We start from the raw sequence: 1,569 nt of genomic DNA, 5'->3' as shown, positions 1-1,569 counted from the left end.
CGTTCGACTAACAATACAGATAAAGAGTACAGGCTCATCCCATTTCGCTCGCCACTACTCTGGGAATCTCGGTTGATTTCTTTTCCTGCGGTTACTTAGATGTTTCAGTTCACCGCGTTCGCTTCACGTAGCCTATGTATTCAGCTACGGATACTCCATTAGGAGTGGGTTTCCCCATTCGGACATCTCCGGATCAAAGCTTGTTTGCCAGCTCCCCGGAGCTTTTCGCAGGCTACCGCGTCCTTCATCGCCTGTGATCGCCAAGGCATCCACCACATGCACTTGTTCGCTTGACCCTATAACGGGTATGTCTCTGTCGCGTCCCGAAGGAGACGACCTATTCACACTCGCTACAGGTTGAGTATTCGTGTTGCGCCGTATTCCAAAGCGATCTTTCGATCACTTAAAAATACATCGATACAATCACAACCCTGATTCACCTACTGGGCACCCATCTCTAAGTGCCTTTCGTGAATCTCTTTACTACTTCTTCCTGATTGTTAAAGAACGACAGCCGATAACACGATGACATCGCGTACCGCTCTGACTGGCTCAATCGCCAATGCGAAACGTTCAGCATCACTTCTGCTGAACCCTTGGCATTGAGGATTGGTGGAGGATGACGGGATCGAACCGACGACCCCCTGCTTGCAAAGCAGGTGCTCTCCCAGCTGAGCTAATCCCCCAGTCACTACTTACAGGGACGACCAGTCAGCACCACAGACAAAGATGGTGGGTCTGGATGGATTCGAACCATCGACCCCCGCCTTATCAAGACGGTGCTCTAACCGACTGAGCTACAGACCCCTGAGTCTGCCTGTACTTCTCTAAACCACAGCCGATAAGCGTGAGCACTTGAACAGAATATGCAAGCTCTGGAAAGGAGGTGATCCAGCCGCACCTTCCGATACGGCTACCTTGTTACGACTTCACCCCAGTCATGAATCCTACCGTGGTGACCGTCCTCCTTGCGGTTAGACTAGCCACTTCTGGTAAAACCCACTCCCATGGTGTGACGGGCGGTGTGTACAAGACCCGGGAACGTATTCACCGCGGCATGCTGATCCGCGATTACTAGCGATTCCAGCTTCACGCACTCGAGTTGCAGAGTGCGATCCGGACTACGATCGGTTTTCTGGGATTGGCTCCACCTCGCGGCTTGGCAACCCTCTGTTCCGACCATTGTATGACGTGTGAAGCCCTACCCATAAGGGCCATGAGGACTTGACGTCATCCCCACCTTCCTCCGGTTTGTCACCGGCAGTCTCCCTGGAGTGCTCTTGCGTAGCAACTAGGGACAAGGGTTGCGCTCGTTGCGGGACTTAACCCAACATCTCACGACACGAGCTGACGACAGCCATGCAGCACCTGTGTTATGGCTCCCTTTCGGGCACTCCCACCTCTCAGCAGGATTCCATACATGTCAAGGGTAGGTAAGGTTTTTCGCGTTGCATCGAATTAATCCACATCATCCACCGCTTGTGCGGGTCCCCGTCAATTCCTTTGAGTTTTAATCTTGCGACCGTACTCCCCAGGCGGTCAACTTCACGCGTTAGCTACGTTACCAAG

General features: G+C 52.8%; 2 tRNA genes and 2 rRNA genes. All 4 read right to left on the bottom strand.

Annotated elements, in window-relative coordinates:
* Positions 1-296 (bottom strand): 23S ribosomal RNA (locus tag HHL14_RS32735); the annotation flags it as partial.
* A 314-nt stretch (positions 297-610) separates the two neighbouring features.
* A tRNA-Ala gene (locus tag HHL14_RS32730) sits at positions 611-686 on the bottom strand.
* Positions 687-730: 44 nt separating this feature from the next.
* Positions 731-807: transfer RNA gene (locus HHL14_RS32725), tRNA-Ile, on the bottom strand.
* A 72-nt stretch (positions 808-879) separates the two neighbouring features.
* A 16S ribosomal RNA gene (locus HHL14_RS32720) occupies positions 880-1,569 on the bottom strand; the annotation flags it as partial.

Source organism: Paraburkholderia antibiotica, assembly GCF_012927125.1.
Taxonomy (GTDB): domain Bacteria; phylum Pseudomonadota; class Gammaproteobacteria; order Burkholderiales; family Burkholderiaceae; genus Paraburkholderia; species Paraburkholderia antibiotica.
The sequence above is the reverse complement of the archived record's forward strand: the minus strand, read 5'-3'. Positions and strand labels throughout refer to the sequence as shown.